Origin of the sequence: Pseudomonas sp. Irchel s3a18 (genome assembly GCF_900187535.1) — a bacterium.
Classification (GTDB): domain Bacteria; phylum Pseudomonadota; class Gammaproteobacteria; order Pseudomonadales; family Pseudomonadaceae; genus Aquipseudomonas.
In genome coordinates this window covers 266456-278357 of the sequence record NZ_FYDV01000006.1, presented here as the reverse complement: position 1 = coordinate 278357, position 11902 = coordinate 266456, and the positions used below count along the sequence as shown (strand labels likewise).

Here is an 11902-nt window from a genome sequence, read left to right as displayed (position 1 = left end):
TGATCACTGACGCCTACTCACGGAAAATCGTGGGTCATCATGTGCATGAGAGCCTGCACACCGCGTCAGTGATCAAGGCGCTCAAGAACGCCGTCGGACAGCGCCAAACCAAGCAGACGCTGATCCATCATTCAGACCGTGGCGCCCAGTACTGCTCCGATCTTTATCAGCGGCTGCACATCAAGCACGGCATCACCTGTTCAATGACGGATGGTTATGACTGCTATCAGAACGCTATGGCTGAGCGGGTAAACGGAATCCTGAAGACGGAATTCCTGCTGCATCGCCCAAAGGATCTGGAGGAAGCGAAGAGAATGGTGGACGAATCGGTGCTGATCTATAACCGGGAGCGACCGCATTTGTCCCTGAAATACAAAACGCCCGATGCGGTGCATCGGGCGTTTGGCGACTGAAACAGGTGTAAACCTATTTCAGGACTAGACACCGTTTTTGCAGGGCACCGGGGGCAATGGTTAAAACACGAAACTGGTTTCCGGCATTGCCATCAAGGAGTCCGCGCCCGCCAGAATGGCCTCACGATGCGCACTGGCCCGGGGTAGAACCCGATCCGTATAGAACGCGGCACTGTGCAGCTTGGCCTGGTAGAACCCGGCCTCGTCAGTGCCCGAAGCCAAGGCCGCCTCGGCCCGGGCCGCCGCCTGCAGCCAGAACCCGGCAATCAGCACATAGGCCGAATACTGCAGGAAGTCCACGGAGCAGGCTCCAATCTCCTGCACATTGCGATTGCTCGCTTCCAGGACATGGGTCGTCAGTTCCCGCCACTCCTGCAGGCGAGCCTGCAGCGGCATCACCAACTGACTCAACCGGCCCTCAAGCGACTGGAGGGTGCACCACTGGCTCAGTTCGTCTTGCAGGAGGCCGAGTTCCTTGCCGCCATCACCCAGCAGTTTTCGGCGAATGAAATCCAGTGCCTGGATGCCGTTAGTCCCTTCATAAATCTGCGTGATACGGCTGTCGCGCATCAACTGCTCCATGCCCCACTCACGGATAAACCCGTGACCGCCGTATATCTGCACACCGAGGCTGGCGACTTCCTGGCCCATGTCGGTAAAGAACGATTTGACGATCGGGATCAGTAATGCCGCGCGCTTACTCGCGCGCCCGCGAGCCTCCTGATCCGGGTGAGCATGTTCCAGATCCAGTTGTTGCGCCGTGTAGGCCGACACCATCCGGCAGCCTTCGATCAAGGTTTTCTGGGTCAGCAACATCCGTCGAACATCGGGGTGAACGATGATCGGGTCTGCGGCCTTTTCCGGCGCGGCAGCCCCCTGCAACGCCCGGGATTGCAGCCGTTCTCGGGCATAGCGCACAGAACCCTGGAATGAACATTCGGCAACGCCCAGCCCTTGCAGGCCGACTTGATAGCGCGCGTCGTTCATCATCGTGAACATACAGGCCAATCCCTGGTTCGCCGAGCCGATGATCCAGCCCGTGGCGCCATCAAAGTTCATCACACAGGTCGAGGCGCCCTTGATCCCCATTTTGTGTTCGATGGCACCGCAACCGAGGCTGTTTTTTCGCCCTGGACGGCCATCGGCATCGGCGATGAATTTGGGCACCAGCAGCAGGCTGATCCCTTTGACGCCGGGCGGGGCATCCGGCAGGCGGGCCAACACCAGGTGCACAATATTCTCGGAAAGGTCTTGCTCCCCCCCGCTGATGAAAATCTTGCTGCCGGTGACGGCATAACTACCGTCCGCTTGCGCGATGGCGCGGGTTCGCAACAGTGAAAGGTCAGTGCCGGCCTGGGGCTCTGTCAGGCACATGGTCCCAGTCCAGGTGCCGTGCACCATTTTTTCCAGGTAGCTGTTTTTCAGCGCCTCGTCACCGTGCTTGTACAACGCCAGCACCGCGCCTTCTGTCAGCCCCGAGTACACCCGGAACGACAAGCTGGCAGCCATCAGCATCTCGTGGAAGCTGGCCGAGACCATTTGCGGGAACGCCTGGCCACCGTACTCGGCAGGCCCGGTCATGCTGGCCCAGCCGTTATCGACGTATTGCCGATAGGCTTGCGCAAAGCCTTTGGGGGTCGTGACCTGTCCATTGACGAGGGTCACGCCTTCTTCGTCGCTATTACGGTTCAGCGGCGCGACCACTTCTGCGGCATAACGAGCCGCTTCATCCAGGACGCCATCAATCAATGAGCGATCAAGGCCGTGCCCCAGCAGCTCACAATGGGCACTGACATCAAACAGTTCATGGAGCACGAAACGCATGTCACGCAAAGGTGCTTGGAAGCTCATACACGGCCCTTCTACATCGGCAAGGATTGGGTTTCTCCCACCTTGCCGATGAAGTTGCGGACCACCACAAGCCAAGCCTGACAAAAAATGCTCACTTGATCTGCCATGCAGAAAAAAGACCCCACCTACAGCCTGGGCGCTTAGCGATACAGCAAGCGCTCCGCCAACTCGTCCGCCACCCGTGCCGGCGAGCGTTTTTCCGCCTGGGCGTGGGCAAAGACTTCCGTGAGGCGCGAGCTGATTTTCGAGAGGTGGGCGGTGATCGTCGGCAACTCCTCGCCCTGGTGTTTCAGTGCGACATAAATCAGCCCACCGGAGTTGATCACGTAGTCCGGCGCATACAGGATGCCGCGATTCTCCAGTTGGTCCGCCACCTGCAAATTGGTCAGTTGGTTATTGGCCGATCCCGCCACCGCCGCACAGCGCAACTGCGCCACGCTGTGGCTGTTGAGCACTCCGCCCAGGCCGCACGGTGCGAGGATGTCACAAGGCGTGCTGAGCAAGGCATCGTTGGCAATCGGATGGGCCCCCAACAGTTCCATCGCCAGCTGAACTTTTCCCGCATCGATGTCGCTCACCAGCAGTTCGGCGCCCGCCGCGTGCAGCTGCTCGGCGAGGGCAAAGCCGACATTGCCCAACCCCTGGATCGCCACTCGCAGGCCCTCCAGGTTGTCACTGCCCAGTCGGGCCATGGCGGTGGCACGAATACCGGTGAACACCCCCATGGCCGAATGCGGCGAAGGGTCGCCCGAGGCCGTGGTGCTGGTGACATGCTGGGTTTGCTGGGCAATGCAGTCCATGTCGGCCACCGAGGTGCCACTGTCGATGGCGGTGATGTAGCGTCCATCGAGCTGTTCGACGCAACGGCCGAAGGCCTCGAACAGGGCCGCACGGTTCTCGACATGGGGTTGGCGCATGATCACCGCCACACCGCCCCCCAGCGGCAACCCGGCCAGGGCGGCCTTGTAGCTCATGCCTTGCGCCAGGCGCACGGCATCGATCACGGCGCTTTCATCGTCGGGATAGGCAAGGTAGCGGCAACCGCCCAGAGCGGGGCCCAAACGGCTGCAATGAATGGCGATCACGGCCTTTAACCCAGTGGCCGGGTCAACGCTCAGGTGCAGCGATTCAAGGCGAGTGCTTTGCATGAGAGCGAACATCGTAGGGCTCCCGAATCACTTCCAGTAGTCGCCAGTATAGGCTTGCGGCTAAAAATTGCTGAAGCGCACCGGAATAAGCAGGGTGAGCCATAGAGGCTTTGGGACATATCCCGCGACACCCTGTGCAAGGCACTGGACGAATGCCCGCGACGGGGCTAAAACGAGGCATTCGCCGGAGACTTCGATGAAACCGCGCCAAGCTTTTTTCGCCTGTCTGCAACGCTCGCCACCGGCGCTTTTTGAAGCGGCGCTGTGGATCGCGGCCGAACATGATCCCGAGGTGAAACCCGAGTGGCTGCTGGAGCAGTTCAAGGACGTCGAGCAACGGGTCAGCGCCGGTTTACCAATGTTGCCGGTCAGCGAACTGGGCCAGCCGTTGTTACGGCGGCTCAACGACATGGGCTATCAACAGGACGAATCCTCCCCGCTGCGCCCACAGGCGGCATTGCTGAACAAAGTGCTGGAGCGGCGGCGTGGGCAACCACTGGCGTTGGGCTTGGTTGCCCTGGAACTGGCTCGGCGGCTGGAGATCCCGATGGTTGGCGTCAACTTCCCCGGGCATTTTCTGTTACGAGTGCCTGGCGCCGACCATCTGCTTGATCCATGCGGTGGTAGACGCCTGTACCCCAACGATTGCCGAGAGCTGCTACAACGTCAGTTCGGCCCGAACATGCCGCTCAACGCCGAGCACCTGCTGACCTGCGAACCGGTGCAGATGCTCCAGCGCCTGTCACGCAATCTGCGCCAGTTGCACTTGAGCAATGACGATAACCTTAACGCCCTGATCGACGCCGAGCGGGTGCTGGAACTGGGTAATGCCAGTGCCAGCGACTACCTGGCCCGCGCCAGCCTGTATCAACGCCTGGACTGCCCCAACGCCGAACGCTACGACCTGGAGCACGCCCTGCTGCTGTGCGAAGACCCGATCCAACGCATTCGCCTGACCGAACGGCTGGGGCATCTGCCGCCCAACGCTATCGTGCACTGATACCCGCGATCCTGGCACCCCAGTGTTACTGGCAGCGCGCGTTATCGTTCATCGAGAGCAAGCTCGCCCCTAATAGGACTCGGGGCTGTATCCACGGGTGAACGCACCTGAATGATCAACAGCGCGGCAATCACTGCCGGAATCGCACAGAAGAAGAAAATCTGCTCCACGGGAACATGCATCGCCAGCAACATGCTGCCAAACAGCGGGCCAAGAATCGACCCGAAACGCCCGACGCCCAATGCCCAACCGGTGCCAGTGGTTCGAACGTGTGCCGGATAGAAGTTACTGGCAAAGGCATTGAGGGTCAGTTGACCACCAATGATGCAGAAACCCGCCGCGAACACGAAGGCCACCAGGTAGCGTGGATTGTCATGGTTCAGGCCCAGCAGGATGGTGCACACCGCGGCTGCCGCCAGCACACCCGACAACAGACGCACTTTGCGCTTGAGACGGTCGGCGATCCAGGCCATGCAGATTGCACCGACCGTGCCGGCGAACAGGAACATCGACGTCACCAGATTAGCGTCCTTGAGCGTCAGGCCGCTTTCCAGCAGCAATGACGGCAACCAACTGATCATGAAATACAGCAGGATCAAGCTGACAAAGAATGTCGACCAGATCAGCAACGTAGGCCGTGCGTAACCGTTGCGAAAGAGTTCCACCACTGTCAGTTTGCTGCCCTGTTCCTGCTCATTCTGTTGCACCGAAGCCGCCGGAGGCTGCCAGTTCGGCAGCATCCGGGCGGTGACTTTGCGCAGTCGCGCATAAGGCGGCTGATCACGCAGCAAGCGCGGCAGGGATTCAGGGAGAAACCAGAACAGGAAAGGGAACAGCAGCAAAGGCGCGACACCTCCCGCCAGGAACACCGCCTGCCAACCGAAACTGTCGATGAAACCGGCCGCCACAAAGCCACCCGCAGCGCCGCCAAACGAAAAGCCGCATGCTGCAAGCGTGACCATCAGCGTGCGCAGGCGGGGGGGTGAGTACTCGGACATCAGCGCCATGGCACTGGGCATCGCCCCGCCCATGCCTATGCCGCAAATGAACCGTGCAACCATCAAGGTGTTCAAAGAGTCGACGAAGACCATCAACACCGTGAGGCTGGCGTAGATCAATACACAGCACAGCAGAATTCGCCGCACACCGAAGCGGTCAGCCAAGGGGGTGACCGCCAGCGAGCCCAGGGTAAGACCCAGCAGGTTGGCACTGAACACCGGGCCGAACGCCGCTTTTTCCAGCCCCCAATCCTGCGCGAGCGCAGGCACTACATAACCCAGGACCTGTGCGTCGTAGCCGTCAGTCACCAGCAACAACGCGAGAAGCAACAAGAGCAACCACTGATAACGCGACACCGGACGGGCGTCGAGCGCCGACCGAAAGCTGGCAATCTGATTATGCATCGCAAGGTACCTTTATTATTTTTTGGTTATGCCGGGGGGGGATTCCACATCTCTTGCAGGAGCGGGCTTGCCCGCGATGAATGATGAAGTGGTGCAAGCAACACACCGCGCTGTTCCTGTGGGGACGAATTGGGCACCGCCCGGCCCGCCCCCACAGGAGCTGGTGTTAAGCCGGGGTATCGGGTTGATTCGCCGGATGAGCCTTGATGAAGGCCGGGTGTTGCGCCGCCAGGGCCGCCACTCGACGAATCCGGGGGAAAGCCTCAAGGGCGATGTTGAAACGCTCCGCCGCATACAGCTGTGGAATCAGGTAGACATCCGCCACGCCCGGTGCACTGCCGAAACAGTAACCCTCATCGCCGATCAACTGCTCGACCGCCGCCAGTCCCTGAGTGATCCAGTGACCGATCCACTGCACCACCTGCGGCTCGTCATGCCCCAGTTGGCGCAGTTGATTGAGCACACTGACGTTGTGCAGCGGATGAATGTCGCAACCGATCAATGCCGCCACCGAGCGTTCGTGCGCACGCTTGGCCAGGTCGCTGGACAGCAGCGGCACCTGGGGGTAACGCTCCTCCAGGTACTCGATGATCGCCGGTGACTGGATCAGCAATTCACCTTCGTCCGTGCGCAAGGCCGGCACCCGGCCTTGCGGGTTGATCTGCAAGTAGGCCGGCTGCCGGTGTTCGCCCCCTTGCGGCGCGATCAGGTTGACCGGCAGTGCCTGGTAATCCAGCCCTTTGAGCGCCAGGGCAATGCGCACCCGAAAGGATGAGGTCGAACGGTAGTAAGTAAAGAGTTCCATGGCCTGAACCTCTTAGCGTGCCGGCAGGATCTTGCCACGGCATTCGCCGAAGCCGATGGACGCAAAGCCGTCACGGCTGCAACGGGCGCGCAGGATGATTTCGTCGCCGTCTTCAAGGAACTTGCGCACCTCGCCGGACGCCAGCTCGATCGGTTTTTTACCACCCTCGGTGATTTCCAGCAGGCTGCCGAACTGACCGTTTTCCGGGCCCGACAAGGTACCCGAGCCAAACAGGTCGCCGGCCTGCAACTGGCAGCCGTTGACGCTGTGGTGCGCAACCATTTGGGCGACGGTCCAGTACATGTGCTGGGTGTTGCTCAAGGTCAGGCGATGGGCCGGCAGATGCTGTTCACGCATGGTTTCGGTGAGCAGCAGCACCTCCAGCTCGATATCAAAGGCCCCGGCGGCCTGATCGCGCTTGTCGAACAGGTACGGCAGTGGCTGCGGATCACCCTCAGGGCGCGCCGGCTGGGCACGGCGGAATGGCTCCAGCGCTTCGGCGGTCACCACCCACGGCGAAATGCTGGTGATGAAGCTTTTCGACAGGAACGGACCCAGTGGCTGGTATTCCCAGGCCTGGATATCCCGGGCCGACCAGTCATTGAGCAGGCAGAAACCGGCGATGTGTTCGGCGGCGTCACCGATGGCAATCGAATCACCCATCTCGTTACCCTGGCCGATCCAGATCCCCAGTTCCAGTTCGTAGTCCAGGCGTGCGCACGGGCCGAAAGTCGGCTCGGTCTGGCCGGCTGGCAGGGTCTGGCCTTTCGGGCGACGGACGTCGGTGCCGGAAGGACGGATGGTCGAGGCGCGGCCGTGATAACCGATCGGCACATACTTGTAGTTCGGCAGCAGAGGATTGTCCGGGCGGAACAGTTTGCCAACGTTCTGTGCGTGCTCGATGCCGACATAAAAGTCGGTGTAGTCATTGATTTTCGCCGGCAGGTGCATCTGGCAATCGGCCGCCAGTGGCAGCAGTTTCGCGCCCTGGGCTTCGATCTTGCCGTGCAGGGTGCTGCCTTCGGCAAACAGTTCCAGCAGGCGCTCACGCAGGGCAACCCGCGCACCGCGACCGAGGTCGAAGAATGCGTTCAACTGGCCGCCACGGGTGGCTTCGACGGCCGTGCGTGCAGCACCGTCAAACAGGCCCGCCTCGAGTGCCGCTTCCAGGTCAAAAATGTGCTCACCGATGGCCACGCCGCTGCGCGGCGCCGAACCCTGAGTGCTGAACACGCCCAGTGGCAGGTTCTGCAACGGGAAATCAGCGTGGCCATTGGCGGAGGCAACCCAGCTACGAGTGGGGGTGGTCTGGGTCATGGGTTATCTCCGATTCGGGTTGAAAGTGACGGGCAGCGAAGCCCAGCAAGCATCATAGGTGTTTTGCAGTTGCGGGCAGTCGAGTGCGAAACGGCTTGGACGCAATACCTGGCTGGTCTCGAACATGAACGCCATGGTGTTGTCGATCTTGCTCGGTGTCAGATCGACATTGATCGCCTTGGTGCAGGTCTCGCCATCCGGTCCGTGAGCGCTCATGCAACTGTGCAACGACGCGCCGCCAGGCAGAAAGCCTTCAGCCTTGGCGTCGTAGGCCCCCTGGATCAGGCCCATGAATTCGTTCATCAGGTTGCGATGGAACCAAGGCGGACGGAAGGTGTTCTCGGCGACCATCCAGCGTGGCGGGAAGATCACGAAGTCGAGGTTGGCCAGGCCATGAACGCTGGTGGGCGACGTCAGAACGGTGAAGATCGATGGGTCCGGATGGTCGAAGCTCACGGTGCCGATGGTGTTGAAACGACGCAGGTCGTATTTGTACGGGACGTTGTTACCGTGCCAGGCCACGACGTTGAGCGGCGAATGGTCCAGCTCGCACCCCCACAGTTCACCGAGGAATTTCTGTACCAGGGTGGTCGGCTGCCTGAGATCTTCGTAGTGCGCGACCGGGGTCAGGAAGTCCCGAGGGTTGGCCAGGCCGTTGCTGCCAATCGGCCCCAGGTCCGGCAGACGCAGCGGCGCGCCATGGTTCTCGGCCAGGTAGCCACGTGCTTGCGGGTCGAGCAGTTCGATACGGAATTTCAGGCCACGCGGCAGTACCGCTATTTCCAGCGGCTCCAGTTCCAGCACGCCCAGCTCGGTGACAATACGCAAACGGCCCAGCTCCGGCACCAGCAACCATTCGCCATCGGCATTGAAGAACACCCGCTCCATGGAGCGATTGGCGCGGTAATGGTAAATGCTGATGCCAGACGGCTTTTCCGAACCCGAGTTGGCGGCCATGCTCACCAGGCCGTCGATGAAATCAGTCGGCTCGGTGGGGATGTCCAACGGGTTCCAGCGCAGGCGGTTGGGCGTCACTTCGCCCAGCGGACCACCGGCCAGTTGCCGCTCCAGCTTGACGAACGCCGGGTGGTTGGCCGACGGCTGAATACGGTACATCCAAGTGCGCCGCGCTTCGCTGCGAACCATGGTGAATGCGGTGCCGGAGAACAGTTCGGTGTAGAGGCCGTAAGGGGCTTTTTGCGGAGAGTTCTGGCCGACAGGCAATGCGCCTGGCAGCGCTTCACTGCTGAATTCGTTGCCGAAGCCTGACTGATAAGCCAGCGCCGGCGCCGTTGAATCGAGGTTCATGGAGCCTCCTGAACAGGGAGTAGGCCGTGGCCATGGCTCCTTCTCAGAGTCTCGGCACGCCCAGGTTATTTTTATCGTAATTCGATTACGCATAACGTAATTTGATTGGTATTGACCGTCAAGCTATAAAGACGCCCATTCATCTCCAGATATGACTGAACCATGGAAAAGCCGCGCGCAACCAGCGACAGCAACGGTAAACAGAAAGTCCGCTCGGCCGAGGTCGGCACCGATATCCTCAAGGCATTGGCCGAGTTGTCGCCGTCGACGTCGTTGTCGCGCCTGGCCGAACATGTGCAGATGCCGGCAAGCAAGGTTCACCGCTATCTGCAGGCGCTGATCGCCAGCGGTTTTGCCGAGCAGAACACGACGACCAACCACTACGGTCTGGGCCGAGAAGCCTTGCGCGTTGGCCTGGCGGCCCTGAACAGTATGGACGTGCTGAAAGTCGCCGCCCTGCCTCTCAGCGAGTTACGCGACGAGCTGAATGAAACCTGTTTCCTGGCGGTGTGGGGCAATCAGGGGGCAACCGTGGTGCACATCGAGCCTGCGGTGCGTGCAGTGACGGTGGTGACCCAGTTGGGCTCGGTGTTGCCGCTGCTCAGTTCGTCCACCGGCCTGGTGTTCGGCGCGTACTTGCCGCATCGGGAAACCGCCGAGTTGCGAGAGCAGGAAGTCCAGGCCGCAGAGGCTCACCCCTTGGCCGATGAACAGGCCTACCGCAACTTGTGCGAACAAATTCGCCAACGCGGCCTGCACCATGTGCATGGTTTGCTGATGCCAGGCGTCGATGCGCTCTCGGCACCGGTGTTCAATGCAGTTGGGCAGATTGCCGCCGTGCTGACCATCGTCGGCCCGACGTCCTTGTTCCACGCCGACGAAAACGGTCCGGCGGCGCAGCGCCTGTTGGCGGCAACCCGGGCCGTGAGCTGGCGCATGGGGCATGAACCAGCCACTGCCTGGACCTGAGCACTGCACTGCGGGGAAAAAACATCGACTTGGTCTTGGCCGCCGCCTGGGTTCGACGTTCAGCCGTACGCTTTCCGAGAATGAGCCCCCTTGAGAGACAGGGACTTTGCGCCAGCCACGGACGGGCTGGATGACGGGGTATCAGCCACGCTCACGATACAAGCGAACCAGGGTCAAGATCGTGACTGTTGCCAAAGACGTAACAGTGCATGTCCCGAATAGCTATTTTTCCGATGCGAAGATAAACTTATTATTGTCTGGCTTTCACGACAAACACCCTGACTATGCAAAGGCACTCAAGTGTGGATCGTCCACTTGCCCTGCCAAAAAGTTCAGATGAGTTGAAACCTCCCCTTCAATTCATCGCCCGCTGTTCACTGACGTAGATTTGTAGCTCCTTGATCTAACGTCTTACCTTGGCCGCTGCGCTTGCAGCGGCCTTTTTTATGTGTCAGGTTTTTACTCGCTACGAACTTGCACTACAAAACCAACGATACAAAGCCAGACAACACTGGCGCCCTCTCCTACACGAGCATCAGATAAGCGCCACACAACTACCAACACCTCGCTGATAGGCTGATTTTAACTGGCGGTAAACGCCAACCAAAATACGTCTATCGCAGAGTTATCAATCATGTTCCCCATCAATACCCAATACCGTTCAACCAAAGGTTACAACAGTCGAATTCGCTTTCTGATTCTTCACTACACTGCCGGTAACTTCTCAAGTTCGATCGCAGCACTGACCGGTCCCAACGTCAGCGCTCATTACCTGATCCCCGACGTGACCGACCCCTCCTACGCCAAGGCCGGGTTCACGGATCAGCGGGTTTTCAGTCTTGTCGATGAACAGCAGCGGGCATGGCACGCCGGAGTCAGCCAGTGGGACAATCGCAGCAATCTCAATGACACCTCGATCGCTATCGAGGTGGTCAACCTGGCGAGTGACAACCAGGGACGATTCGACTTTCCGCCTTACCACCCTCTGCAAGTCGCCGCGATTGAGCAACTGGCACTGGACATACTCAAGCGCTACCCGGACATCAGTGCGCGTAATGTCCTGGGCCACTCTGACATCTCCATTGGCCGCAAGAGCGACCCTGGCCCGGCTTTTCCATGGCATGCGCTGTACTTGAAGGGTATTGGTGCCTGGTTTGACAATGGCTGCCGCGATAGCTATCTACGGCAATACAAGGAATCGGGCGTGCCGGATCGAGCAGCGCTGCTCAAACTGTTCAAGACCTACGGCTATGACACCTCGGGGGCTTCGAGTGAGTCCGGATACAGGCAACTGGTGCGGGCGTTTCAGCTGCACTTTCGTCCCGAGAGTTACGACGGGGTAATGGATGCGCAGACGGCGGCGAATTTGGCGGCACTGGTAAATAAATACGTCCCTTAAAGACCGTACGCTACACCTTGTATATTTTATCTTCCTATTCAGCCGCTGCATTTACAGCGGCTTTTTTATGCTTCGCTCTCAGACTCCAGAAAAAAAGCCGGAAACTTCCTATGTGCAACAGGGAGAACACACCACCAAAAACCAGATACTTGCTAACAACAGAACACCTACAGCATTCAACTTAAAATAATAGAGAATTTTCGCACACATTTCTCGGCTCCAGCCCCTCCAATACTCCGTTAGCATTCCAAACAAACCAGAGCGTTGAACTTAGAAAAAACGCCATCTT

10 protein-coding genes are annotated in these 11902 nt (G+C 59.7%); 4 read left to right on the top strand and 6 right to left on the bottom strand.

All coding sequences use genetic code 11. The features are described from left to right. Positions 1-413: integrase core domain-containing protein (locus CKW29_RS11735; protein ID WP_141234429.1), on the top strand; the 413-nt coding region annotated here is incomplete at its 5' end. A 60-nt stretch (positions 414-473) separates the two neighbouring features. Here the strand turns inward: CKW29_RS11735 and CKW29_RS11730 are convergent. Together CKW29_RS11730 and CKW29_RS11725 are read right to left on the bottom strand one after the other, a co-directional pair. Next, positions 474-2264: an acyl-CoA dehydrogenase C-terminal domain-containing protein gene (locus tag CKW29_RS11730; protein ID WP_095148526.1), complete on the bottom strand. Its 1791-nt coding sequence runs from the start codon at positions 2262-2264 to the stop codon at positions 474-476. Between the two features lie 140 nt (positions 2265-2404). Next, positions 2405-3424: a Glu/Leu/Phe/Val dehydrogenase dimerization domain-containing protein gene (locus CKW29_RS11725; protein WP_095077742.1), complete on the bottom strand. Its 1020-nt coding sequence runs from the start codon at positions 3422-3424 to the stop codon at positions 2405-2407. 184 nt (positions 3425-3608) lie between these two features. Here CKW29_RS11725 and CKW29_RS11720 point away from each other — a divergent pair, with 184 nt between their 5' ends. Then, positions 3609-4412, top strand: a complete 804-nt coding sequence (locus CKW29_RS11720) for a SirB1 family protein (protein ID WP_095144946.1) — start codon at positions 3609-3611, stop codon at positions 4410-4412. Positions 4413-4453: 41 nt separating this feature from the next. Here the strand turns inward: CKW29_RS11720 and CKW29_RS11715 are convergent, their stop codons facing one another. The 4 genes from CKW29_RS11715 to hmgA all read right to left on the bottom strand — a co-directional run bounded on the left by CKW29_RS11715 (position 4454) and on the right by hmgA (position 9245). Further along, positions 4454-5815, bottom strand: a complete 1362-nt coding sequence (locus tag CKW29_RS11715) for an aromatic acid/H+ symport family MFS transporter (RefSeq protein ID WP_095148525.1) — start codon at positions 5813-5815, stop codon at positions 4454-4456. A 166-nt stretch (positions 5816-5981) separates the two neighbouring features. Further along, on the bottom strand, positions 5982-6620 hold the full coding sequence (gene maiA, locus CKW29_RS11710) for a maleylacetoacetate isomerase (protein ID WP_095148524.1): 639 nt from the start codon (positions 6618-6620) through the stop codon (positions 5982-5984). A 12-nt stretch (positions 6621-6632) separates the two neighbouring features. Further along, positions 6633-7937 carry a fumarylacetoacetase gene (gene fahA, locus CKW29_RS11705; protein WP_095148523.1) on the bottom strand — a complete coding sequence of 435 codons (1305 nt, stop codon included), beginning with the start codon at positions 7935-7937 and terminating at the stop codon, positions 6633-6635. A 3-nt stretch (positions 7938-7940) separates the two neighbouring features. Beyond that, complete coding sequence (gene hmgA / locus CKW29_RS11700; protein ID WP_095144950.1) at positions 7941-9245, bottom strand: homogentisate 1,2-dioxygenase; 1305 nt, start codon at positions 9243-9245, stop codon at positions 7941-7943. Positions 9246-9407: 162 nt separating this feature from the next. Here hmgA and CKW29_RS11695 point away from each other — a divergent pair, with 162 nt between their 5' ends. Beyond that, entirely contained in the window at positions 9408-10214 is an 807-nt protein-coding gene (locus CKW29_RS11695) for an IclR family transcriptional regulator (RefSeq protein ID WP_095148522.1), read from the top strand. A gap of 634 nt (positions 10215-10848) precedes the next feature. Beyond that, the gene (locus CKW29_RS11690; RefSeq protein ID WP_095148521.1) at positions 10849-11613 is read left to right on the top strand and encodes an N-acetylmuramoyl-L-alanine amidase; all 765 of its coding nucleotides are present in this window, start codon (positions 10849-10851) and stop codon (positions 11611-11613) included. Positions 11614-11902: the final 289 nt, after the last annotated feature.

Excerpts from the sequence above, each read along its gene's own strand:
- CKW29_RS11730 (WP_095148526.1), bottom strand. The coding sequence starts at position 2,264 with ATGAGCTTCCAAGCACCTTTGCGTGACATGCGTTTCGTGCTCCATGAA.
- CKW29_RS11725 (WP_095077742.1), bottom strand. The coding sequence starts at position 3,424 with ATGTTCGCTCTCATGCAAAGCACTCGCCTTGAATCGCTGCACCTGAGC.
- CKW29_RS11720 (WP_095144946.1), top strand. The coding sequence starts at position 3,609 with ATGAAACCGCGCCAAGCTTTTTTCGCCTGTCTGCAACGCTCGCCACCG.
- CKW29_RS11715 (WP_095148525.1), bottom strand. The coding sequence starts at position 5,815 with ATGCATAATCAGATTGCCAGCTTTCGGTCGGCGCTCGACGCCCGTCCG.
- maiA (WP_095148524.1), bottom strand. The coding sequence starts at position 6,620 with ATGGAACTCTTTACTTACTACCGTTCGACCTCATCCTTTCGGGTGCGC.
- fahA (WP_095148523.1), bottom strand. The coding sequence starts at position 7,937 with ATGACCCAGACCACCCCCACTCGTAGCTGGGTTGCCTCCGCCAATGGC.
- hmgA (WP_095144950.1), bottom strand. The coding sequence starts at position 9,245 with ATGAACCTCGATTCAACGGCGCCGGCGCTGGCTTATCAGTCAGGCTTC.
- CKW29_RS11695 (WP_095148522.1), top strand. The coding sequence starts at position 9,408 with ATGGAAAAGCCGCGCGCAACCAGCGACAGCAACGGTAAACAGAAAGTC.
- CKW29_RS11690 (WP_095148521.1), top strand. The coding sequence starts at position 10,849 with ATGTTCCCCATCAATACCCAATACCGTTCAACCAAAGGTTACAACAGT.